The organism is Shewanella sp. M16 (assembly GCF_018224605.1).
GTDB lineage: Bacteria > Pseudomonadota > Gammaproteobacteria > Enterobacterales > Shewanellaceae > Shewanella > Shewanella oncorhynchi.
On the sequence record NZ_JAGTUL010000022.1, the window covers coordinates 57,195 to 79,340 of the forward strand.

20 protein-coding genes, 1 tRNA gene and 3 pseudogenes are annotated in these 22,146 nt (G+C 45.6%); 13 read left to right on the forward strand and 11 right to left on the reverse strand.

Going from position 1 to position 22,146, the window contains the following annotated elements:
- Positions 1 to 40: 40 nt before the first annotated feature.
- From lrp to KFE26_RS24210, 7 genes are all read left to right on the forward strand, one after another.
- Entirely contained in the window at positions 41 to 547 is a 507-nt protein-coding gene (gene lrp / locus KFE26_RS15220) for a leucine-responsive transcriptional regulator Lrp (protein WP_006081649.1), read from the forward strand.
- Between the two features lie 342 nt (positions 548 to 889).
- Positions 890 to 3,655, forward strand: a complete 2,766-nt coding sequence (locus KFE26_RS15225) for a DNA translocase FtsK (protein WP_212600913.1) — start codon at positions 890 to 892, stop codon at positions 3,653 to 3,655.
- Positions 3,656 to 3,710: 55 nt separating this feature from the next.
- The gene (lolA, locus tag KFE26_RS15230) at positions 3,711 to 4,337 is read left to right on the forward strand and encodes an outer membrane lipoprotein chaperone LolA (protein WP_212600914.1); all 627 of its coding nucleotides are present in this window, start codon (positions 3,711 to 3,713) and stop codon (positions 4,335 to 4,337) included.
- Positions 4,338 to 4,345: 8 nt separating this feature from the next.
- Positions 4,346 to 5,677 (forward strand): replication-associated recombination protein A, encoded by a 1,332-nt coding sequence (locus tag KFE26_RS15235; protein ID WP_212600915.1) that lies wholly within the window; start codon positions 4,346 to 4,348, stop codon positions 5,675 to 5,677.
- Positions 5,670 to 6,044, forward strand: coding sequence for a fluoride efflux transporter CrcB (gene crcB / locus KFE26_RS15240; RefSeq protein ID WP_028759942.1), 375 nt, complete (start codon positions 5,670 to 5,672; stop codon positions 6,042 to 6,044). Before KFE26_RS15235 ends, crcB begins: the two co-directional genes overlap by 8 nt.
- Before the next feature lie 18 nt (positions 6,045 to 6,062).
- Positions 6,063 to 7,349 carry a serine--tRNA ligase gene (gene serS / locus KFE26_RS15245; RefSeq protein ID WP_028759943.1) on the forward strand — a complete coding sequence of 429 codons (1,287 nt, stop codon included), beginning with the start codon at positions 6,063 to 6,065 and terminating at the stop codon, positions 7,347 to 7,349.
- 19 nt (positions 7,350 to 7,368) lie between these two features.
- The gene (locus tag KFE26_RS24210) at positions 7,369 to 7,491 is read left to right on the forward strand and encodes a hypothetical protein (protein WP_028759944.1); all 123 of its coding nucleotides are present in this window, start codon (positions 7,369 to 7,371) and stop codon (positions 7,489 to 7,491) included.
- Between the two features lie 99 nt (positions 7,492 to 7,590).
- On the opposite strand, the gene KFE26_RS15250 is transcribed toward KFE26_RS24210, so the two are convergent.
- The 6 genes from KFE26_RS15250 to punR form a co-directional block, all read right to left on the reverse strand.
- Positions 7,591 to 7,929, reverse strand: a complete 339-nt coding sequence (locus KFE26_RS15250; RefSeq protein ID WP_105252498.1) for a TusE/DsrC/DsvC family sulfur relay protein — start codon at positions 7,927 to 7,929, stop codon at positions 7,591 to 7,593.
- Positions 7,923 to 8,204 carry a sulfurtransferase complex subunit TusB gene (tusB, locus tag KFE26_RS15255; protein ID WP_168827719.1) on the reverse strand — a complete coding sequence of 94 codons (282 nt, stop codon included), beginning with the start codon at positions 8,202 to 8,204 and terminating at the stop codon, positions 7,923 to 7,925. The genes KFE26_RS15250 and tusB overlap by 7 nt, the downstream gene beginning before the upstream one ends.
- Entirely contained in the window at positions 8,204 to 8,560 is a 357-nt protein-coding gene (gene tusC / locus KFE26_RS15260) for a sulfurtransferase complex subunit TusC (RefSeq protein WP_212600916.1), read from the reverse strand. Before tusC ends, tusB begins: the two co-directional genes overlap by 1 nt.
- Positions 8,561 to 8,574: 14 nt before the next feature.
- Positions 8,575 to 8,964, reverse strand: coding sequence for a sulfurtransferase complex subunit TusD (tusD, locus tag KFE26_RS15265; protein WP_028759948.1), 390 nt, complete (start codon positions 8,962 to 8,964; stop codon positions 8,575 to 8,577).
- Between the two features lie 69 nt (positions 8,965 to 9,033).
- The gene (locus KFE26_RS15270; RefSeq protein ID WP_028759949.1) at positions 9,034 to 9,693 is read right to left on the reverse strand and encodes a Bax inhibitor-1/YccA family protein; all 660 of its coding nucleotides are present in this window, start codon (positions 9,691 to 9,693) and stop codon (positions 9,034 to 9,036) included.
- A 339-nt stretch (positions 9,694 to 10,032) separates the two neighbouring features.
- Positions 10,033 to 10,935: a DNA-binding transcriptional activator PunR gene (gene punR, locus KFE26_RS15275; RefSeq protein WP_028759950.1), complete on the reverse strand. Its 903-nt coding sequence runs from the start codon at positions 10,933 to 10,935 to the stop codon at positions 10,033 to 10,035.
- Positions 10,936 to 11,050: 115 nt separating this feature from the next.
- On the opposite strand from punR, the gene punC reads away from it, so the two are divergent.
- On the forward strand, positions 11,051 to 12,322 hold the full coding sequence (punC, locus tag KFE26_RS15280; RefSeq protein ID WP_212600917.1) for a purine nucleoside transporter PunC: 1,272 nt from the start codon (positions 11,051 to 11,053) through the stop codon (positions 12,320 to 12,322).
- 80 nt (positions 12,323 to 12,402) lie between these two features.
- Positions 12,403 to 12,493 (forward strand) — tRNA-Ser (locus tag KFE26_RS15285).
- A 198-nt stretch (positions 12,494 to 12,691) separates the two neighbouring features.
- Here KFE26_RS15285 and KFE26_RS15290 read toward each other — a convergent pair.
- From KFE26_RS15290 to KFE26_RS24215, 4 genes and pseudogenes are all read right to left on the reverse strand, one after another.
- The gene (locus tag KFE26_RS15290; protein WP_212600918.1) at positions 12,692 to 13,255 is read right to left on the reverse strand and encodes a hypothetical protein; all 564 of its coding nucleotides are present in this window, start codon (positions 13,253 to 13,255) and stop codon (positions 12,692 to 12,694) included.
- Complete coding sequence (locus tag KFE26_RS15295) at positions 13,252 to 14,865, reverse strand: MATE family efflux transporter (protein ID WP_212600919.1); 1,614 nt, start codon at positions 14,863 to 14,865, stop codon at positions 13,252 to 13,254. Before KFE26_RS15295 ends, KFE26_RS15290 begins: the two co-directional genes overlap by 4 nt.
- A 581-nt stretch (positions 14,866 to 15,446) precedes the next feature.
- A pseudogene (locus KFE26_RS15300) lies at positions 15,447 to 15,720 on the reverse strand (transposase); the annotation flags it as partial.
- Entirely contained in the window at positions 15,680 to 15,805 is a 126-nt protein-coding gene (locus tag KFE26_RS24215) for a hypothetical protein (RefSeq protein ID WP_283090760.1), read from the reverse strand. The pseudogene KFE26_RS15300 and the gene KFE26_RS24215, both read right to left, overlap by 41 nt.
- A 76-nt stretch (positions 15,806 to 15,881) precedes the next feature.
- Between KFE26_RS24215 and KFE26_RS15305 the strand changes: the two genes are divergently transcribed.
- From KFE26_RS15305 to KFE26_RS15320, 4 genes and pseudogenes are all read left to right on the forward strand, one after another.
- Entirely contained in the window at positions 15,882 to 16,079 is a 198-nt protein-coding gene (locus tag KFE26_RS15305; protein ID WP_028759954.1) for a heavy-metal-associated domain-containing protein, read from the forward strand.
- 327 nt (positions 16,080 to 16,406) lie between these two features.
- Positions 16,407 to 17,323: pseudogene (locus KFE26_RS15310) on the forward strand (IS3 family transposase).
- Positions 17,324 to 18,000: 677 nt separating this feature from the next.
- Positions 18,001 to 19,167, forward strand: coding sequence for an efflux RND transporter periplasmic adaptor subunit (locus KFE26_RS15315; protein ID WP_212600920.1), 1,167 nt, complete (start codon positions 18,001 to 18,003; stop codon positions 19,165 to 19,167).
- Positions 19,164 to 20,816, forward strand: a pseudogene (locus KFE26_RS15320) (efflux RND transporter permease subunit); the annotation flags it as partial. The gene KFE26_RS15315 and the pseudogene KFE26_RS15320, both read left to right, overlap by 4 nt.
- A gap of 1,026 nt (positions 20,817 to 21,842) precedes the next feature.
- Here the strand turns inward: KFE26_RS15320 and KFE26_RS15325 are convergent.
- Positions 21,843 to 22,007 carry a hypothetical protein gene (locus KFE26_RS15325; protein WP_212600921.1) on the reverse strand — a complete coding sequence of 55 codons (165 nt, stop codon included), beginning with the start codon at positions 22,005 to 22,007 and terminating at the stop codon, positions 21,843 to 21,845.
- Positions 22,008 to 22,146: the final 139 nt, after the last annotated feature.

Genomic DNA, 22,146 nt, shown 5'->3' on the forward strand with positions numbered 1-22,146 from the left:
GAATAAAATGTTGTTTTAGTGATAAAGCAAGGTTAAATAAATGGCATATAATAAAAAGAGTCCTGTAAAAGACTTGGATCGCATCGATCGCAACATTCTTAATGAACTACAACTTGATGGCCGCATTTCAAATGTGGAATTGTCAAAAAGAGTCGGACTAAGTCCTACTCCGTGTTTAGAAAGAGTAAAACGTCTCGAAAAGCAAGGTTACATCAATGGTTATACCGCATTGGTGAATCCTCATTTCTTGGGTGCATCCCTACTGGTATTCGTGGAAATCACATTAAGCCGTGATACTCCCGAAGTGTTTGATAAGTTTAACCGTGCAGTGCAACTACTCGATGATATTCAAGAATGTCATTTAGTTTCAGGCGATTTTGACTACTTACTGAAAACTCGTGTTTCAGATATGTCGGCTTATCGTCGCTTGTTAGGTGAAACTTTATTGAAATTACCTTCTGTTTCCGACACGCGTACTTATGTTGTGATGGAAGAAGTTAAGCACACCAGTCGTGTAGCGATAAATCATCTACTCTCAGATATCTAAATTACCCTGATTGTTTGGTTTTACAATAAGGGGCTTAGGCCCCTTATTTATCAGTAACGTCGATATATCCATCTCATTTAACGCTTATTGCTATTAGCCTTGTATTGCCCTTAAGTTTGCTAACTTAGGGGCTTCTTTTTGTGGCATTTTTAAACAAATTTGTTAACGGAAGTGTTTGTGTAATAACTCATTCCTCCCCAAAAGCACATTAAAACACCTCAATAGACCAAATTTTGCCAATCATGACCAATTCTGTATAGAAAAACAGGCTAATGTGCTCCACATTTAGTGGGATTCTGGTATCGTTAGCCCACCTGTTTTCACTTTTATGGATTACGTCGTTTGTCTCAAGGAAATAGTGTACGCACGCTAACTGGCCTGCAACGTCTGCTGGAAGGCGGACTCATCATTTGTTGTGTTCTCGCCACTTATATTTTGCTCGCATTGACGAGTTTTAGTCCGTCTGATCCTGGTTGGAGTCAGTCGCATTTTCAAGGCGATATTAAAAACTGGACCGGAGCAGTAGGGGCTTGGATTGCCGATATTCTGTTATATTTCTTCGGCGTTACGGCTTATATCATGCCAATCATTGTCGCATCGACAGGTTGGTTATTGTTCAAACGTGCCCATCATTTACTTGAAATTGATTACTTTTCAGTGGCCCTGAGATTGATTGGATTTTTACTGATCATTCTAGGATTTTCTGCTTTGGCGAGCATGAATGCCAACAACATCTACGAGTTTTCGGCAGGCGGAGTGGCGGGTGATGTCATAGGCCAAGCCATGTTGCCGTATTTTAATAAACTCGGCACTACCTTATTACTGCTGTGTTTCTTGGGCTCAGGCTTTACGCTGTTGACTGGGATTAGCTGGCTGACTGTGGTCGAGAAAATCGGCTTAGTCTCTATTTGGATTTATAAAAAGTTAAAATTATTGCCGCAAGCGATGAAGCGTGAGCATGAAACCGAGGATACCCGTGGTTTTATGTCCGTGGTGGATAAGTTTAAACAACGCCGTGAATCCCAATATGTGCTAGAAAAGCCCCCCATAGTTGAAAAGCCTAAGGTGCGTGAGCGTCATATTGGTCGTAGAGCTGAGATAACCCCAACGCTATATGCTGCCACTGATGATATGGTCATTGAACCAGAAGGTATTATTACTGAAACTGAGAATAATTCGTCGCCAAAAAACAAACTATCGGCGCTTGCAAAAATTCTGAGCTTGAATGGCAGTAAAAGTAAGAGTGTACAACGGGTTGAGCCACAAATCGATAATGATGATTTGGCCGCCCATGGCAATTTTGAAGCGCCACCTTGGTTAGCTGAACCTCAGCATTCAAATGCCGATGAGCAAGACAGTGCCGATTTTAATTCGCATTCATTCGATCATGATGACAATGAGCCAGTGTTTAGCAGTCAAGCATTTACAGAAGATGAAGACGATGAAAGTCTCGGTTTTAGCGATGATGACGTCATTGATTTTGATACTAAAGTGTCAACAGGTGCAGTGAATCAAGCGCAGCGTAATAAGCAAGATCAAAAAGCTAAAATTGTCGATGGCATTGTGGTGTTGCCAGGACAAGAAGACAAACCCGCACCGAAAAAACCAATGGATCCTCTACCGAGTATTAACTTGCTCGACATACCTGACCGTAAGAAGAATCCGATCAGCCCAGAGGAATTGGATCAAGTCGCTCGCCTTGTTGAGCTTAAATTGGCCGATTTCAACATCATCGCCAATGTGGTGGGTGTGTATCCAGGCCCTGTGATCACACGCTTTGAATTAGAATTAGCGCCGGGCGTTAAAGCGTCAAAAATCTCTAATCTATCAAAGGATTTAGCTCGTTCATTACTGGCTGAAAGTGTGCGCGTGGTTGAAGTTATTCCGGGTAAGGCTTATGTCGGACTCGAATTGCCCAATAAATTCCGCGAAACCGTGTTTATGCGCGATGTGTTAGATTGTGCCGCCTTTACTGAGAGTAAATCCAACTTAACTATGGTGTTAGGCCAAGATATTGCTGGTGACCCTGTTGTTGTTGATCTTGGTAAAATGCCACATTTATTGGTAGCCGGTACTACAGGCTCTGGTAAGTCTGTGGGTGTAAACGTGATGATCACCAGCTTACTGTATAAGTCTGGCCCAGAAGATGTACGCTTTATCATGATCGACCCCAAAATGTTGGAATTGTCTGTCTATGAAGGTATTCCGCATTTGCTATGTGAGGTAGTTACCGACATGAAAGAAGCTGCCAATGCGCTGCGTTGGTGTGTCGGCGAGATGGAACGTCGCTACAAGCTGATGTCTATGATGGGCGTACGTAACATCAAGGGCTATAACGCTAAAATTGCCGAGGCGAAGGCCAATGGCGAAGTGATTTTAGATCCTATGTGGAAGTCTTCTGACAGCATGGAGCCAGAAGCGCCTGCGTTAGATAAGCTGCCATCGATTGTTGTCGTTGTCGATGAATTTGCTGACATGATGATGATTGTTGGTAAAAAAGTTGAAGAGTTGATTGCCCGTATTGCCCAAAAAGCGCGTGCCGCAGGCATACATTTAATTCTTGCAACCCAAAGACCGTCAGTGGATGTGATCACTGGTTTGATTAAGGCCAACATTCCCACACGTATGGCGTTCCAAGTGTCATCGCGTATCGATTCGCGCACCATTTTAGACCAACAGGGTGCCGAAACCTTGCTTGGTATGGGTGACATGTTATTTTTGCCACCGGGTACTGCGGTACCGAATCGTGTTCATGGTGCGTTCGTTGATGATCATGAAGTTCACCGTGTCGTTGCCGATTGGTGCGCCCGTGGCAAACCGCAATATATCGAAGAAATCCTCAACGGTGCCAGTGATGGCGAACAAGTATTATTGCCTGGTGAAACCGCTGAATCAGACGAAGAATACGATCCGTTATACGATGAAGCAGTTGCCTTTGTGACTGAAACTCGTCGCGGCTCGATTTCAAGCGTACAGCGTAAATTTAAGATTGGTTATAACCGTGCAGCACGGATTATTGAACAGATGGAAGCGCAAGGTATTGTTTCTGCTCAAGGCCACAACGGTAACCGTGAAGTCTTAGCGCCGCCAGCACCAAAACATTATTAAGCCGCGCTAAGGCGTAGCTTTGATACACCCAAGGGTTTACAGGGTAAGGAATAAAATGAAAAAACGATTATGCGCTGTGTTGTTAGCTTCACCTTTGCTATTTAGCGCGGCTGTGTTTGCCGATGATGCGCAGCAGCTCAGGGAAAAATTGATTGGTACCGCGTCACTAAAAGCCGATTTCAAACAAACCGTAACAGACGTTAATAAAAAGGTTATTCAAACGGGGTCAGGCATTTTTGCCTTGGCGTATCCGAATCAATTTTATTGGCATTTAACCCAGCCCGATGAATCACAGATTGTCGCTGATGGTAAAGATTTGTGGATCTACAATCCTTTCGCCGAAGAGGTGGTCATCATGGATTTTGCTGAAGCAATCAATGCATCTCCCATAGCATTGCTCATCCACCGCGACGATGCGACTTGGTCACAGTATTCAGTGTCCAAGAAACAAGATTGCTATGAGATCAAACCTAAGGCGATTGATTCGGGCATATTGTCCGTCAATGTGTGTTTCAAAAATGCCCAGTTAGTCAACTTTAATGTTGCCGATGATAAAGGTAATTTAAGCCTGTTTGATTTAAGCAATCAGCAAGCCATCACAAATAAAGACAAAGCGTTGTTCACCTTTGTGATCCCAGACAGCGTCGATGTTGATGATCAACGTCGAAAAGCAGCGCATTAGGCTATCGCGTGAGCAGTTTATCGTTTAATTTTGCGCCCGATTTTCGTCCCTTGGCCGCGCGCATGCGGCCAAGAACGATTGGCGAGTACATAGGTCAAGCCCATTTACTGGGTGAGGGCCAACCACTACGCAAAGCATTGGAAGCTGGGCGCGCCCATTCCATGATGTTGTGGGGACCGCCGGGCACAGGTAAAACAACCTTAGCCGAATTAATCGCACATTATTCAAATGCCCACGTTGAACGCATTTCCGCGGTCACCTCTGGCGTTAAGGACATTCGCGCCGCGATTGAGCAAGCAAAAGCCGTTGCAGAATCCCGTGGCCAACGTACTCTATTGTTTGTCGATGAAGTCCACCGATTCAATAAGAGTCAGCAGGATGCCTTTCTGCCATTTATTGAAGATGGCACAGTGATCTTTATCGGCGCGACCACAGAAAATCCGTCTTTTGAAATCAACAATGCCTTACTCTCGCGGGCAAGGGTCTATCTTATCAAGCGCTTAAGCCATGATGAAATCGCCCATATAGTGACTCAAGCCTTAAACGATACCGAGCGCGGTTTAGGCCTACGACAATTTGTAATGCCAACCGATGTGCTCACCACATTGGCACAACTTTGTGATGGTGACGCCCGTAAAGCGTTAAATCTTATTGAGTTGATGAGTGATATGCTCATCGACGGTGGCACCTTTACCACTGAAATGTTAATTCAAGTGGCGGGGCACCAAGTTGCTGGTTTTGATAAGAACGGTGATCAGTTTTACGATTTAATCTCGGCTGTACATAAATCCATTCGCGGCTCAGCACCCGATGCGGCGTTGTATTGGTTTTGTCGAATATTAGAGGGCGGCGGCGATCCGCTTTACGTGGCAAGGCGCTTACTGGCGATTGCCTCTGAAGATGTGGGCAATGCCGATCCTGCGGCGATGACAATCGCACTGAATGCCTGGGATTGTTTTCACCGTGTTGGCCCCGCCGAAGGTGAGCGAGCAATAGCACAAGCCATTGTTTATCTTGCCAGTGCGCCGAAGAGCAACGCTGTGTATACCGCATTTAAGGCGGCGCGTGCGTTAGCTCGCGAAACAGGGCAAGTCGAAGTGCCGCACCATTTACGCAATGCACCGACTCAGTTAATGAAAGACATCGGTATGGGAGCAGGGTATCGATATGCCCACGACGAAGCGAATGCCTATGCCAGTGGTGAAAATTATTTCCCCGAATCCCTGCAAACAGCACAGTTTTATTTTCCGACTGAGCGAGGGTTCGAGAAACGGATCAAAGATAAATTGGCGCAATTAGTCCAGTTAGATCAAGCCAGTGAGAACAAAAGATATGACTAACATCCTATTAGTGGCTTTCGGCGGGTCAATTGGAGCAGTTTTACGCTATCTTATTTCAATATTCATGATCCAAGTATTTGGCAGCAGTTTTCCTTTTGGTACACTGTTGGTTAATGTTATAGGTTCATTTTTTATGGGCGTAATTTACGCTCTGGGGCAAATGAGTCATATCAGCCCTGAACTCAAAGCGCTGATCGGTATCGGCCTGTTGGGCGCTTTGACAACGTTTTCGACTTTCTCTAATGAAACCTTGTTGCTGATGCAAGAAGGGGATTGGCTGAAGGCGATTTTGAATGTGGTGTTGAATCTAAGTCTATGTTTATTCATGGTGTACTTAGGTCAACAACTGGTTTTTTCTCGCATTTAACTATTAAGAATATATCACATGTTAGATCCTAAATTTTTGCGCAACGAATTAGAAGTTACCGCTGAGCGACTGGCTACCCGTGGCTTTATTTTAGACATAGCTCATCTCATTCAATTAGAAGAAAAGCGTAAGTCACTGCAAGTGGCTACCGAAGAATTACAAGCGTCGCGTAATGCCATCTCCAAATCCATTGGCCAAGCTAAAGCCCGTGGTGAAGATGTTGACGCGATTATGGCGCAAGTGGGCGATTTAGGTTCACAGTTGGATGCCAAAAAGATTGAACTGGCCGCCGTACTTGAAGAAGTCAATGCCATTGCCATGTCTATGCCTAACCTGCCTGATGAATCAGTACCAATGGGTGCCGATGAAACAGAGAACGTTGAAGTGAGACGTTGGGGTACGCCACGCACTTTTGATTTCCCGATTAAAGATCATATCGATTTAGGTGAAGGCTTAAACGGCTTAGATTTTAAAAATGCCGTTAAAATTACTGGCTCACGTTTCATCGTGATGAAAGGCCAAGTCGCCCGCTTAAATCGCGCCATTGGTCAGTTCATGTTGGACTTACATACCACAGAGCACGGTTATACCGAAGCCTATGTGCCATTACTGGTTAACGAGGCAAGCTTACTCGGCACAGGCCAGCTACCTAAGTTTGGTGAAGACTTATTCCACACTAAACCTGCGACTGAAGAAGGCCAAGGCTTGAGCCTTATCCCAACCGCAGAAGTGCCATTAACGAACTTAGTTCGCGATAGCATTGTTGATGAAGACGAGCTGCCAATAAAGTTAACTGCGCATACTGCATGTTTCCGCAGCGAAGCGGGCTCATACGGCAAAGATACCCGTGGTCTGATCCGTCAGCACCAATTCGATAAAGTTGAAATGGTGCAAATTGTTAAGCCTGAAGATTCAATGGCGGCACTTGAAGCGCTGACAGGTCATGCTGAAACAGTGTTGCAGCGTTTAGGTTTACCGTATCGAACTGTGATTTTATGTACTGGCGATATGGGCTTTGGCTCAAGCAAAACCTACGACATCGAAGTCTGGTTACCAGCACAAAACACCTATCGTGAGATTTCCTCTTGCTCAAACATGAAGGATTTCCAAGCCCGTCGTATGCAAGCACGTTACCGCGTGAAAGCAGATAATAAGCCCGCGCTATTGCATACGTTAAACGGCTCAGGTTTAGCTGTAGGTCGTACTTTAGTGGCTATTTTAGAAAACTATCAAAATGCTGATGGCAGTATCACAGTCCCTGAAGTTCTGCGTCCTTACATGGGCGGTTTGACTCAAATAGGCTAATGGAACACAAAATAATACTATGGATAAAGGCCAGCGCTATCTCCGTTGGCTTTCCTATACCGCTGTGATTGCAGTATTTTTTGCTGTAATGCTTGCCACCGTAGGCAAAGCCATCTGGGTTGTGTTAGAAAACGTCAAATAACCCTATCAACTTTGTTCAAGTAAAAAGAAAGGCATGTTTCCCAAGGGAACATGCCTTTTTGTTTGTGTCATGTTTACGTGATGACTTAACCCTATGCCATTAAATACACTTAGCTGGTTTGGGCAGGCCAGCGATTTTCGTTGCTTGTTTCGCAGGTCCAATCGGGAATAGGGTATATAAGTATTTTGAATTGCCTTTGTCTGGTCCTAAGGCTTGGCCAATGGCTTTAACTAATACACGGATAGCAGGGCTCGTTTTATATTCGAGATAGAAATCTCGAACAAAGTTAATCACTTCCCAATGGGCTGGCGTAAGTACAATTTGCTCTTCTGCCGCTAACAACAGGGCCATATCGGGTTGCCAATCGTTAAGATTTTTTAAATAACCTTGATGGTCACGGGCGATTTCTGCGCCATTAAATTGCAATGGATTTACCACGTTATCACCTTGTCATGGAGTAATGATTGAGCCACAAATTCATTGTAATCGATAAGCATCACGTTCTTTAAACGTTCGGATAGGCCACGTGCGATAACATCGTCTTTTAAAACCATCAACTTAAAGGGCGATAATGCCATTGCCCACTGGCGCAGCAGTAACGCGTTAACGCCATCGCTCGATAATAAAATTGCATCTTCCTTACAGGCGTAACGTAAACAAAGTTTCAGCGCGCTATCTCGACTGGGAGATGTTTGAATATGATGTAAAATCATTAGAATACTAAGACCTCATCCACTTGGTTTAAATGGGCTGTGATGGCTTCATCGTTGACCACTGTCACTGGGATCGACAGTAAGCCATGGCTTAAGCCGTAATCGGCTAAGGATTGCTTACAGACAAACACAGATCCAATATCATACAGCGGCAGTGCTTTAAAGGTGGAGATGTAATCTTTAGCACCGATAAGCTCAGGCTGTTGATCTTTAATCAAATGCAACACACCTTCATCCACAAACACTAAACTCACTTCTTGTTCGAAGCTAGCGCTAAGCAGGGCAAGATCTAAACCTTCGCGGCCACGAACAGTACCATGTGGCGAGCAGCGAAATAGAATACACAATTTTTTCATAGTAGCCCTGAGAGTTAAAAACTGATCAAACGATCGGCCGATTCAATACCTGTGATTAGCTCACCTAAACCGCCCATGATAAATGACTCGCCCACATTCCAGTGGCTTAGGCCATTCTCGCTGGCATCTTGCTGACTCACAATGCCACGACGTAGCGCTGCAGAAACGCAATTGACTAACGGGACCTGATGGGATTGCGCCAGCTGTTTCCAGTCACTGATCACATCATTTTCATCGGAGGCGGGTAAGCTTAAATCTGTGGAGTTATACACGCCATCTTGATAAAAAAACACACAGATAATCTGATGCCCAGCTAAAAGTGCAGCTTGGGAGAAGCGTAAGGCGTTAACACTCGCCGACGTGCCATAAGCGGGCCCGTTCACTTGGATAATAAATTTGCTCATTTAAAATAAAAATGGCCCTAAAAGTAGGGCCATTCTAACGCAAGTTAAGCTAAAAATCGCTAACTAGGATTAGTCATCGTTGCCTATGCCCATCAGGTGCAACAGCGCGATGAAGAGGTTTAAGAAGTCTAGGTATAACGAGATAGTCGCGCGAATGTAGTTAGTTTCGCCGCCATTGACGATACGGCTAGTATCAAACAGGATAAAACCTGTCATCAGTAACGCCAAGCCCGCGTTAATTGCCATAAAGGCAACACTGTTACCCATAAAAATATTAATCACAGCGGCGGCGATCACCACAATCAAGCCGGCGAACAAGAATCCACGTAGGAAAGAGAAATCTTTCTTAGTGGTAACGGCATAGGCTGATAACGCAACGAAAATCACTGACGTTAACCCCAGTGCTTGCATGATCAGCTGTGGACCGTTTGCCATACCCGCGTAGTGATTGAGCATGTAGCCCAGTGAAGCACCTTCCATACCTGTAAAGGCAAACACCCAGAAGATACCCGCTGCAGACTCGGCTTTACGTAAAGTGACAAACAACAGTACTAAGCCACCAATCGATAAACCAATGGAGACTAACGGACTGATATTTAATGCCATTGCCAAACCCGCACACAGGGCAGAGAAGGCTAATGTCATCGATAACAGCATATAAGTGTTTTTAAGAAGTTTGTTCACTTCCAGTGTTGACGCACTCGTCGAATATAAGGTTTCTTGGGTCATGTTGATCTCCGTTGACACATTTCCGAACTGATCATTTTGATTTTTTACAGCACACTAAGTTCCCGTAAAATCCTAAAATGAACTTAACTGGTGCAATGATACCGCACATGAGATACGGGTGAAAGTCATAGAACCATGAATAACAAATTGTTAATCTTCAAAATTTTACTCAATTATTTATTTCAACTTTAACTACAAAGCATAAAAAATAAGATTTTTGTATCTGCGTCTTCATCCACTATGAAGGTAAAGATTTAGTCTGTACATAAGCAGACGGTACACAATCACATTCAATGCTGATTTCAATGACTAGATCAGCATATTGAGTTTAAACCAAGCTTAAGCCAGCCACTCTTTGTGCAATTTTTCAGTATCGCCAAGATATTCCAGCACCCAAGCGAGTGCAGGCGACATCTTGTCAGCATTCCACGCCAAGCAACAAGGGCTTGTCTGCTTTGGATTTTCCAGTTGTTTTTCAACAAGCGCACCCGCCTTAATAAACACGCTCGCTAAATGCACTGGCATATAACCGACGCCTAAACCTTCGCGGAAACAGTTAATGGCACGGATCCAATCAGGTACGACTAACCTGCGTTGATTCTCTAGCAACCAAGTCATACGTTTTGGAATTTCCCGAGAGGTATCTTCTAAACAAATCGAGGGAAAAGGGCGCAGCTCATCGTCACTTAATGGGCGGTCAATACTGGCCAAGGGATGATTTTTACTAACAAGAAACGCCCACTCAATATCCCCCATGTCTTTATATTGGTAAACACCACCGACTGGAATTGCGGTTGTCGCACCAATAGCAATATCACTGCGACCCGTGGCGAGCGCTTCCCAAACCCCGTTAAAGACCTCAATGCGAATAATTAATTCAATATCATGGAAGTGTCGATAAAAGTCAGCAATTAATACGCTGATCCTGTCGGCACGGACGATATTATCAAGGGCTATGGACAAGGTGGGTTGCCAACCATTTGCCACGCGCTGAGTGCCACGTTTCATCTCGTCCATCTGCGTGAGCAAGGTTCTGGCTTGCTTCACAAAATGTTCACCCGCTGGTGTTAAGGTTACACTGCGATGATGCCGTTCAAAAAGAATGACGCCGAGTTCTTCTTCTATTTGCTTGACCGCGTAGCTCACGGCAGAGGGCACTTTATGTAGCCGATTCGCCGCCGCGGTGAAACTACCTACACGAGCCACAATATCAATGAGTTCTAGCGCTTGTTCTGAGAGCATAACTGACGTCCATTCCAATGAAAATAATTGATAGCACAAGTCAAAAATAAACGTTTCCAATAAATTTAACAAGTCTTTAGACTGCACACTTTAGTCAATCCGACCCGATTATTTTATGAAAACGTCTAGTAACACCTTTGTAAACATAAAGTTCTTTATGTTTCTATTCTATTTAGCCATGTTGAGCATGCTTGGCTTTATTGCCACTGACATGTATTTGCCTGCTTTCAAAGCAATTGAAGGCTCATTTAACAGCACACCATCACAGGTGGCGATGTCACTGACCTGTTTCCTTGCGGGTCTTGCCTTAGGTCAGCTGCTTTACGGCCCGTTAGTCAATAAAATCGGCAAACGTTGGGCACTGATCTTTGGCCTTGTTTTATTTGCCATTGCTAGCGTGTTTATTGCCAACAGTGATTCTATATTAATGCTCAATACCGCGCGCTTCTTCCAAGCCATTGGCGCCTGTAGTGCAGGGGTTATTTGGCAAGCTATTGTGGTTGAACAATATGATGCCGATAAAGCCCAAGGTATTTTCAGCAACATTATGCCATTGGTCGCATTATCGCCTGCATTAGCACCGATCCTTGGCGCTTATATTCTGAACGAATTAGGCTGGCGTGCAATCTTTATCTCCTTGTGTGTTATCGCATTTCTGCTGGTATTGATGACCTTGTACTTTGTTCCAGGCAAGAGTCAACATAAACACAGTGAACATGCTGCAGTATCTTATGGGCAAATTTTGAAAAACACCCGCTATTTAGGCAACGTCGTGATCTTCGGTGCCTGTTCCGGTGCTTTCTTTGCCTACCTAACTGTGTGGCCGATTGTGATGGAAATGCACGGTTATCAAGCGACTGAAATTGGGTTAAGTTTTATCCCGCAAACCATCATGTTTATTGTCGGTGGTTATGCGAGTAAGTTACTGATAAAACGTATTGGCGGGCATCAAACACTGAATATCTTGTTGTCGATTTTCGCTGCCTGTGTTATTTCAATCATCATGTTCACGCTGATTTATCCTGCGAGCACGATTTTCCCACTGCTTATTTCGTTCTCGATTTTGGCCGCAGCTAATGGCGCCATTTACCCGATAGTCGTAAACAGCGCGCTACAGCAGTTTAGTCAGAATGCCGCTAAGGCCGCAGGATTACAGAACTTCTTACAGATCAGCATTGCCTTTGGTGCATCAAGCTTAGTCGCTATGTGGGCAAGTCTTGGTGAAGTGGCGATTGGTTGGGGTATCCTATGTTGCGCTATTTTAGTTGTGGTCGGCTATATACTTAAGAGTCAACAAGAGTGGGGCGACTTTGCCAAACATTTCACTAAGCCAGATCCCGCACGGGTAGGCATAATGTCCGATGTGAAGCAAAATCCAGCGGATTGAGTGTAATAGCAACAATTGGCGCATAATTGAGAGTTAGTGCTTTACAGTCAACAGACTTACTTATATTATGCGCCTCGTTCGGAGGGGTGGCAGAGTGGTTTAATGCACCGGTCTTGAAAACCGGCGTGGGTTTATAGCCCACCCAGGGTTCAAATCCCTGCTCCTCCGCCATATTTAGTCAAAAAGCCGCTAAGCAATTAGCGGCTTTTTGCATTTTTAGCTATTTTAGCCTTGCGTTTCTGATTCGAAACGCAGCGCCTCAGCCATATTTCACAAGCAAAGCCATCAGCAATGATGACCTTTTTTGTTTGTATTATTTAACTCTAGATTTCCTCATTCAACATGATGCACTAACAATCTCAGCCATCATTACACTTTGGGTAATTTGTGTTGGACCATGGCCAGCGCAAAGGAGTTCCAGTTTGCATTAGCATAGCTACTCACCAGATCCCGGAGTGTTGTCGGTTCGCCAGCATTATCCACTGGTTGAAAAATTATCTGCAAATTCAGCGCATTGCAGTAATCCCGCCGCTCCACCACCAAAAACTGCTTATTGTAGGGAAGTAGCAATGTGTCCTCAGCTTGCGCATTAAACTCACGCGCGGCTAAATAGCCAGTAAACCAATGATTGAGTAATGTGTCGCATTGTTTAGTATGGAATAAACTTCCCCAATCATCCCCAAGTATGGCTTGACCCGACAGGACTCGCTGGCAATGATGAAAATCGATAAAACCTAGCTCACGTGTAATCACTTGTTGGCAATGCTTAAGCTGGAGATCTGAGTGTGATATGCCCAATTTCGCCATTAAGGTCGCGACTCTTTGCTTGGCTAACGGCTCATCCTGCTGACAAGCTTTGAGCAGTTTTTTAGCGCGAACTTTGGTTTCATTTAATGCGATGGCGCTTGAGTCTTTCATCTTGGCTAACTTCATTTTGCATTACCTCCATGACTGACTCGATTTGCTCGCGGTACGTGAATGAAAGGCCAAATACTGATGATCAATAAACTCAAGAGACAAGCTAAGAAGTCCGCAATTGGAAAGGCCATCCACAACTCAGCCAAAGCCTTTGGCATGATATAAATGTTTAATGCACCTGTGATAAATGAAATATCTGCGAAGGATAGTTGAGGCAACAGGATCAGCAGGGGCAGTAACAAACCATAGATTTTTATCCCAGATAATAGCAAAGCAAGCTTAGGGCGATTTGTGCCTTGATACACAGCAATCGCAATACCTGTGATCCCCGCCAAAGGTAAAGCGATAAACGTCACACTCGAAATCTTAATACAAGCGTCAATGAGTGAGGGATCATCGGTGAAAATACCAAAAACCGAGGTAGGAAACTCCATAAATATAATTGTCACTAAACTCAGATAACAGCAGGTCAAGACGATTCCCCATTTAGCACACGCTAACACCCGAGAAGATGCCATCGCCCCATAGTTATACGCACTGATCGTTTGCGCTGCGCTGGTAAGTGCCATGAGCGGCAGGGCGATAAAGATATTAAAGCGTCCGATCAAACCATAAGCGCTGATCATGTACGCGACCTCATTCGCGGCTGGCGTATTGGGCGCTACATTGGCTAAATGACTGACTAAAATATGATTTACCGATGAGATCACACAGGCAATCCCAAGATATGATAATAATATTGGGCTACCCAAGCCAAGAATCGCTTTTATCTCAGTGAGGTTGAGCTTTATCTGCTCCATTCTAAAATAAATAGGCTGGGTAGCTTGCTTATGAAGCGCCTGTTTACTGGTAAAACGGTTATTGGGGACAAAATAGACGGCTGCAATAAATAGACTCACACATTGACCCGCCACCGTTGCCCACGCGGCTCCGCTAACGCCCATATCTAAAACGGCAATAAAGAGTGTATCGAACAAGATGTTCATGACCGCCGACAACAAGATAACCAGCAGCATAACCACGACTTTGCCTTGTGCTCTGAGTAAATCGCCGCTAAGAGATAACAAAAAAGTGAATAGACTAAAGCAGAGAATGGGTTGTAGATACTCTGTAGCAGCTAAGGCAAGTGTTGAGCTTATCCCAAGAAATGCCAATAAATTGTCAAGCTGGGCGAGCGACACGATAGTCACTATCAGGCCGTAAGCTAAGGCTAACGCAAAACCAGTGTTCGCGATTTGACTCGCCTTATCAAACTCGTTTGCCCCTAAAAATCGGCTTACTAAGGTCGCAGTACCATTTCCTATCATGCAGGCCAAAGCAAAAATCATCATTTGTAACGGGAAGGCAATCGTCACCCCAGCCAATGCATCGGCACCGATGTATTTCAAAATAAAATAAGAGTCGACTAAGTTGTAGCTGCCGCTGAGCATCATGGCCAATGCCATGGGTAACGCAAAGCGCAAATACAAAGTAGGGATAGCTAACGTACCTAAGGACTCAGTTGACTGAGATCCTGAGTGATATTTCCCGTGGGAGGGCATTTCGGTGGATGCCAAGGGTACAATGTCAGAAGGTTCAGCATTGATACCGGCGGGTTTGAAAGTGTTAGCGGTTGCATGTTTCACAAACAATTCTCCTAAGTTTATTGGCATTCCGCTAAGCCAAACTTATTTGATTGCTGTGGGTTCGATATGAAATCGATTCGCAACGCTGTTAATTTATCAGAGTGATATCATCTTTTGCGGACAGGCTTCTCTGCAACCTGCCGCGTATTATTCTTACTCATCCGCCCGATGTCAATCATCAGCTTGTCGTATTTGACGGAGGCATTTAACCACTTCCCAGTAGATGAGCGATAAATGACGCCATCCAACAAGCCACTTAAACCACTTTCTGTACCGCAAGTTATCGCAAATTCAGTGCCTAGCGATAATATAAGAGTCTGTTATACAAACTTCCTTTTAGTTATGACACAAGCTGTCGCATCTCTGCGTATAATATTAAAAAATAACGAATTGAGGTGCACTATGGATGGTCTAGTTATTGAGTCAATCAGCCTACTGACCTTGCTTGAAGTGGGTGATGCCTACATTCCGCTCTGATGTTATGTTTTGCCAGCTGCCGTTTGCTGTAGTAAAAAACGTTATTGTTGATTTTACAGCTCGGGGCAGGGGGTTGGCTCGACCTTATTTAACCTGAGATCGGTTTAACTAGCCATAACTGCAATAGCATTAAACTCCCCGTTAGTGAGGTTCAGTTGTGGCTTATTGTCTTTTAATTGATAGGCGACGAGTCCCGCTATCATATTGAGCATAAATCCATGCACGCTGCGGTGTCTGGAGTGCTCTACTTGGGATATATTTTTTGATGGTTTCTATGATGAAACGTCTCGACAGCATCGCTCTATCCCACAACGACATCGCTTTTGCTTTCATATTCTTACGCACGTTTGTCACCAGTGTGACGCCTTTCTCCAGCAAGTACTGAGTAGCTATCAGATTGCAGCACTGGCGACCCTTGCTCACATTGTGCCATTTGGGCACAACTGGTACTGGGTAACATCACAGAAAATAAGCCTTGACCTTCTCCCTGTAGCAAGGTGCAGAATTTTAGCTGCCCACTTTAGCAAAGGAGATTTACGATGTTAACGTTAAAAATTACCGATATGACCTGCAACCACTGCTTTGGCTTGATCAACCGTGCAATAAAGGAACTGGACGCCGATGCAGTCGTAACAGCAGATCTCTCCAGCCGTAGTATCAATGTACAAAGCAGCCAATCGCAAGACGAAATACTCGACGCTCTGGAGGAAATTGGATATCCGGCCAAACCTGAGTAAACCTGTTGCAGTGCAGATAGAAGCTGCAAGTCGCAAAATACCGCCAATTGACAGTGCACCTTAGTGGAGGCTTGAGCTGTGTGCAGTGAAAGTTGCATGTACGGTTCTTAGGAGAGCAGCACCTAAGTAACAGAGGTGCTGTTTATCCGACCAAAACGAGTTATAAATGGAAATAATTTAAGGACAGAGTAATTGAATTTGTTTCCAAAAATGTATATCACCGCCAATATAATGGTCAGACTCTGTATACCACAGCACCTGCTCCGGTCTAATTTTATTTCAGCACTTAATTTTGAGACAGTATGGTCAATAAATTAATAGGTCTATATGAGTCTGAATAAATCACATAAGAGTTATCCGCAGGTGAAGCCGTTTAGATGGTGCTAGAGCAAGGTTATAGCGTTATTGATGCGGCAATGTCTCTAAGGGTTAGTACTAGTCTGCTTTACAACTGGAAGGAAACATATTAAGCCTTGCAACAAGGTATCACCTTAGCAGAGTCTGAGTGTGATGAGTTGAAGTTATTGTGTAGATAAAACAAATAATTACGCATCATCAAACAGCAATCTAACCTATTACCTATAGCAGTGTTATGCCGAGTAATGAGTGTGAGTAGGTTAGGCTATTACTATGGGCATAAATGCCCAGCAAGCGTGATAAGTCTTGAAACACTGAAGCAATATCGCCTTGTTCGACAACTATTAAAGCAAAGTCGTGGCGGCATAGGAAATCGTGAAATGGTGAAGAAATTGCGTAAAGAAGGCTACTAGGTTGGTCGCTATCTCGTTCGTAAAATAATGTACCACCTTCGACTCAAAGCAACCTAGCGACGAGATTACAAGGTGACGACATAGCGAAAACACGCTGATGCTGTGGCTAATAACTTGTTAAATATTAACTTTAACCCAAAATTCGCTAATTAGATTTGGGCAGGTGACATGCCCTATTTAAAGACAGGTGAGGGCTGGGTGACCGATGCTAACTGTATACCAGCAAGTAATTCGGTAGCTTGCTATCGAGCTATGATATCCGAGTCAGTATGGGGGATGTAGGTGCGTGTTGGGATAATGCCTTCGTTTAGCGTTTCTTTGGTAGCTTTACACTATTGGATTTTTAACATTGCTCAACCAACAAGGGAGTTTTTTAAGCTAGATGTGACTGTTTAAATGAAATATTAGAACTTGGAGTGACTTCATTCTGCTAATGGTGAACTGTCACCTGTAGAGTTCAAAAATTCTCAATGAAAATTGTCTAATATGGGTTGAACAGTACACTGAACGCTCACAGACAGAAGTAAATCTAATACAATTAAGGCAATGACACTCATGCGCTAGCCCTGATCAAACACCTGAGTAATCACCACGAACTTAATCATAGTATCAGCTCTTCTTTATTTTGATTACTGCTCAGTCTGACACTTAAGGCCAGAACATCATTTCCTTATTTCAGCCTGTATCTGCTTAGTTCTAAGCTCTAAGTTTGCGAGCTTACATTCCTCATACCCAAGTAGTCGAACGGTAAAACTCGCCAGTGTTTAATGCTGTTTGCTTGGAACTGCAATCAGGCCATTTCTGCTGTCAGCCCTAACATGAATGCAACCAGTAGGCTAAAGCTGCCAGCAGTAATAACACTTCCAATCGCTCTCATTTGTAAGTGCAGTGGTCGTAGCAGCCAAGGCCGTATGTCTGGCTTTTTTGTCGAGGAAGTTTTCTTCTATGTGCATGCCTTAATACTTAGCGATTTTCGTCGCTGATCATGATTTTTTCGTCATCAGAGTTAGACTTCGCTGCGTCTCGCAAGGCCTCCTTACTAATCAAAAAAACACTTGACCTTCTAAGCGTAGTAAGCCGGATAAATACAGTAGGAGCTACCTCGGCTCAGCAAAACTAACTGTCGACTGCTATCGAGAAAGGAAAAAATGATGAAGGTCAAACGCATAACCATAACCACTGTGGCGCTAAGCGTTGCACTCGCTATCGCAGGATGCAAGGAGGCGATGCCCTCTGTCGGTCCCGCAAAGCCACCAAGCGTTCCGGTGGCCGAAGTGATAGTTCGTCCGGTGACGCCATTTGTCGAACTCACAGGTTCGCTGACCGCGGTCAAGCGGGTTGAGCTGCGCCCGAGGGTTGCTGGCTACATTCAGAACGTAAGCCTACCCGAGGGACGCTTCGTCGAAAAGGGCAGCGAGCTCTTTCTCATTGATCCTCGGGTGTTCCAAGCCGCGCTGAACGCCGCGACGGCGCACCTGCGCCAGGCTGAAGCGGCATCGATACTTGCCCAAACGGAATATGCACGAGCCGAACAGCTATTTGCCCAAAAGATCGTTGCTCGTGATCGCTTCGACATCGCAACCGCCTCTATGAATGCAAGCAAAGCACAGGTCGACGCCGCAAAGGCAGCGGTGGATGCCGCACAATTGGATCTGAGTTTCGCACGTGTCACGGCGCCGATCAGTGGACGTGTCGGCCAAGCCCTCGTTACAGAAGGCAACTACGTCTTCAGCGGCGAGACGCCACTCACGACTATTGTTTCTATCGATCCCATCCACGTCTATTTCGATGTAGACGAACGCACTTATTTGCGATCGCTCGCCGCAGGCCGAGACCACACTACCACGCATGGTGCACAGGCGGAAAAGGTCATGGTGGCACTGCTCACCGACAAGACGTATTCGAGGCCAGGCCGTGTCGACTTCCTCTCCAACACCAGCGATCGTGGGACGGGAACAGTGCGTATCCGCGCCGTTGTCAACAACCCCGATGGGCATTTGACGCCCGGTCTTTTTGCCAAGGTCAAACTAGAGACCGGAGCGCCGCAAGCTAGGGTTCTGGTTTCCGATTATTCGATTGGTACCGATCAAGGTAGCCACTATGTGCTCGTTGTCGGCAAAGACGACAAGACGGAATACCGGCCCGTCGATCTGGGTCCGCTGGTCGAGGGGTTGCGCGTGATCGAACAAGGTCTACAGCCCGGCGAGCACATTATCGTCAAGGGGCTGGTAGGCCCGGGCATGCAGGTTACGCCACAGTCCGCTGCGATTGACGGTACACCTATTGCGGTGTCACAAACCTCGGGAGCAGTACAATGACATTCCCACGTTTCTTCATCGATCACCCGATTTTTGCCATCGTTCTTTCAGTTTTGATGGTGCTCGCTGGCATCGTTGCTTTCTTCCAATTGCCGCTCAGCGAGTATCCGACCGTGACGCCGCCGACGGTTCAGGTGACCGCTTCCTACCCGGGCGCCAATCCCAAGGTGATTGCAGAAACGGTAGCCGCGCCACTCGAGCAGGCGATCACCGGGGTCGAGGGCATGCTATACATGTCGTCGCAATCAGCCACTGACGGCCGAATGATCCTGACCGTCACGTTTGCGCAAGGGACGAATGCCGATATGGCACAGATCCAGGTACAAAACCGCGTCTCGCGCGCTCTGCCGCGTTTGCCGGAGGAGGTGCAGCGCCAAGGCGTCATTACGCAGAAGACCTCGCCGGACATCCTGATGGTGGTTCACCTGTTATCGCCAGACAAACGCTACGACCCTCTCTATATTTCGAACTACGCTTACCTCCAGGTGCGCGACGATCTGTCCCGTATCCCGGGAATCAGCGACGTTCTGGTTTGGGGAGCTGGTGAATATAGTATGCGGCTCTGGCTCGATCCGAGCCTGATCGCCGCACGAGGGCTGACAGCGGGCGATGTGATTGCCGCTGTGCGCGAGCAGAACGTACAGGTAGCAGCTGGCTCCGTCGGTCAGGCTCCCAATTCCAGTGCCGCGTTCCAAGTGACAGTGAACACGCTCGGGCGGTTAACTGATGAGGAGCAGTTCGGCGACATCATCATTCGAACAGGCGGCGACGGCCAGGTGACGCGCTTGCGCGATGTCGCCCGCATTGAGATGGGGGCCGATACCTACGCATTGCGCAGTCTGCTTGACGGTGAACCTGCCGTCGCGCTGCAAATCATCCAGAGTCCGGGCGCTAACGCACTCGACGTTGCGCAGGCGGTGCGTACAACCATGCAGCGGCTTGAAGGCAACTTTCCGGAAGGACTCAGCTCGCGCATCGCGTATGACCCGACGGTGTTTGTCCGTGCCTCGCTGGAGTCGGTGGTAACCACCTTGTTGGAGGCGATTCTTCTTGTCGTTATCGTGGTGGTGCTGTTCCTGCGCAACTGGCGTGCTTCGCTCATACCCCTTATAGCGGTGCCGGTGTCGCTGATCGGCACCTTTGCCGTCATGCATCTGATGGGCTTCTCACTGAACACGTTGTCGTTGTTTGGCCTGGTGCTTTCAATCGGGATCGTCGTCGATGACGCGATCGTAGTGGTCGAGAATGTCGAACGTCACATCGAAAATGGTGAGGAACCCATTCAGGCCGCACGGCTTGCCATGGACGAAGTCACCGGTCCTATTATCGCGATCACCTCGGTACTTGCCGCCGTTTTCATTCCGACCGCTTTTCTAAGCGGCTTGCAGGGTGAGTTCTATCGACAGTTTGCGCTCACGATTGCGATTTCAACCATTCTGTCAGCAGTTAATTCACTCACGCTCAGCCCTGCGCTCGCAGGACTCTTGTTGCGCCCGCGCCAGGCGGCAATAGTGCGAGTTCCGCGCAGTTTGCGTGGCCGCGCCGATCAGTTGTTTCGGACACTAGGCCAGCCGTTCCAGCATGCACCTGACGCTTATGGCAATACGGTGCGCAAGGTCGTGCGGATTAGCGGCGTGGCGCTTCTGGTAAGCAGGCGTTACCCATAGAAATTTTAATTCTAAATTCACTAATTCGAGCTAAAAGTCTAACTTGAAAATGTCCAGAAATGAGCTGGGTGGGGTCGAGTTGAGATTGTCCGATTAAGTCTAGCTATTTAATCAACACTGTCAGTTCATATATGAGCTAGTACACATAATGATTTTTGTCCCAAAGAAGGTTAGGGCGCTTCACTCGATATCTATAAAAACTCCTGAAAATGACATATTTATGTCCATAGCGGCTCAAAATCGGCAACATCTTAGTATTTTATTGTGACTTTTGGGACAAGCATAAGCGCGTTGCTAGGTGTTTCTGGCTAGTTTGCGAGTCCAATATACCAAAGCATTCACGTAGCGACGATTAAATTGTTTAAGATACAGTCAAGTGGAACTGGTGATGTGTTCGAACGACTCCGATGTTGATAAATCACGTCATCAACATTACAACAAATTAATAGGTAAGATTAAGCAGTGGAAATATAGCTACGAACCAATTTCAATTAAGCTTGGTAAACCTATGAATTATTGTAAGTAATCATTTTAATGGAGCGACATAATTTGATTGGGGCATTGTTTCATAAAATTCATTTCTAACACGTCATCTATACTTCAAAAGTGTTCGCATAGCTGCGTGTGAGATGCGCTTTGTCAAAAAGCAGCAAACACAAAGTTTAATGCGCTCTGGATGAACAGCTTTGCACCATAATGGAGCAAAGCTGTTGGCGGAGTGAATTATAGCCTTGATATATAATAACAAAAGTCAGACTCACGAAATGACACAAAACTCATTTGGAATGACAAGCCACACAAACAGAGCGGCAATGGGAACCATATAGAACGCATTTAACATAATATACATTGTGCGCAGCTTTGTTTTACTTCGGCCTATGGTAGAGAAAATCAAAAATTGCGGCATAAAGGATACAAATCAAAGCACCGACTAACATAATGCCAAGGCACTGTAAGAGCTCATAAAAAGTTGGTATAGGTGGCATAAATAATCCTCATTGTGCGCAGTTAGGAACTAAAGACATTTCTAGATGCTTCCCACGCAAGCCAACGGTCATTAATACGATAATCAGCGTAATGACCATTAGGTAAAACACGCAGCTTAGCACCATATTTAGTGCAGACAGTTCGACCAGATACCCAAAGTTCAAAAAGTTCTCGAGATGTTTGCATTGCATAACTCCTATTGTGCGCAGCTTTAGTTAGGGCTGAATAGCAAGACAATGACCATTAAACCAATAGTAAAAACAGCAACACATAATAGCGCTGGTTTGATTATGTAACCCCATACAGATGGCATAAGTAAATCCTC

Bases quoted from the DNA above. Each gene is read 5' to 3' on its own strand.
- KFE26_RS24210 (WP_028759944.1), top strand. From the start codon at position 7,369: ATGGATAAAGGCCAGCGCTATCTCCGTTGGCTTTCCTATACCGCTGTG.
- KFE26_RS15290 (WP_212600918.1), bottom strand. From the start codon at position 13,255: ATGAAGTTAGCCAAGATGAAAGACTCAAGCGCCATCGCATTAAATGAA.
- KFE26_RS15305 (WP_028759954.1), top strand. From the start codon at position 15,882: ATGTTAACGTTAAAAATTACCGATATGACCTGCAACCACTGCTTTGGC.
- serS (WP_028759943.1), top strand. From the start codon at position 6,063: ATGTTAGATCCTAAATTTTTGCGCAACGAATTAGAAGTTACCGCTGAG.
- punC (WP_212600917.1), top strand. From the start codon at position 11,051: ATGAAAACGTCTAGTAACACCTTTGTAAACATAAAGTTCTTTATGTTT.
- KFE26_RS15325 (WP_212600921.1), bottom strand. From the start codon at position 22,007: ATGCAAACATCTCGAGAACTTTTTGAACTTTGGGTATCTGGTCGAACT.
- punR (WP_028759950.1), bottom strand. From the start codon at position 10,935: ATGCTCTCAGAACAAGCGCTAGAACTCATTGATATTGTGGCTCGTGTA.
- crcB (WP_028759942.1), top strand. From the start codon at position 5,670: ATGACTAACATCCTATTAGTGGCTTTCGGCGGGTCAATTGGAGCAGTT.
- tusC (WP_212600916.1), bottom strand. From the start codon at position 8,560: ATGAAAAAATTGTGTATTCTATTTCGCTGCTCGCCACATGGTACTGTT.
- KFE26_RS15270 (WP_028759949.1), bottom strand. From the start codon at position 9,693: ATGACCCAAGAAACCTTATATTCGACGAGTGCGTCAACACTGGAAGTG.
- lolA (WP_212600914.1), top strand. From the start codon at position 3,711: ATGAAAAAACGATTATGCGCTGTGTTGTTAGCTTCACCTTTGCTATTT.
- tusB (WP_168827719.1), bottom strand. From the start codon at position 8,204: ATGATTTTACATCATATTCAAACATCTCCCAGTCGAGATAGCGCGCTG.
- KFE26_RS15315 (WP_212600920.1), top strand. From the start codon at position 18,001: ATGAAGGTCAAACGCATAACCATAACCACTGTGGCGCTAAGCGTTGCA.
- tusD (WP_028759948.1), bottom strand. From the start codon at position 8,964: ATGAGCAAATTTATTATCCAAGTGAACGGGCCCGCTTATGGCACGTCG.
- lrp (WP_006081649.1), top strand. From the start codon at position 41: ATGGCATATAATAAAAAGAGTCCTGTAAAAGACTTGGATCGCATCGAT.